Here is a 491-nt window from a genome sequence, read left to right on the forward strand (position 1 = left end):
TCCATTTCACCGACAAAACGTATTCCAGCCCAAGCACCATCAATATTATTGGGTGAGGTCTTGATAGTGACAGGAGACACGGCCGTCCCATTCACATTCACACCGCTCTCCGCCACGATATACCAGTTACGATCCACTTGCAGAACGGCCCCCGCATCAATCAATAGGCGCTCATTAAACGTCGTATCACAGGTTACGAAATGGTTTCCGGCTGTCACCTTTATCGGGTCGACATAGTTACCACAAATATTGCCCGTCACTTCCACGTAGGGGATATCAACGCAGATGTTGTCTTCGATTTCCTGGTTTTCCAGGCAGCTATCAACGGGAACTTCACAGCCTCTTGTGGTTTCGATCTGCCCCTCAGGGCAAACAGGCGGAATCTCGGTGCATGCCACCCCATCCCATTGATATCCTTCATTACAGTTTTGGTATACATACTCACTAGCATTACAAGCTGAATCACCATATGTTTTTTGGTGATGTGTGTA

General features: G+C 47.9%; 1 protein-coding gene. It reads right to left on the reverse strand.

The window, feature by feature from the left end; translation table 11 throughout:
• On the reverse strand, positions 1-398 hold a 398-nt coding region (locus A3754_RS27410), incomplete at its 3' end, for a hypothetical protein (protein ID WP_231880514.1).
• Positions 399-491 lie beyond the last annotated feature (93 nt).

The sequence above is a fragment of the Alcanivorax sp. HI0083 genome (genome assembly GCF_001635175.1).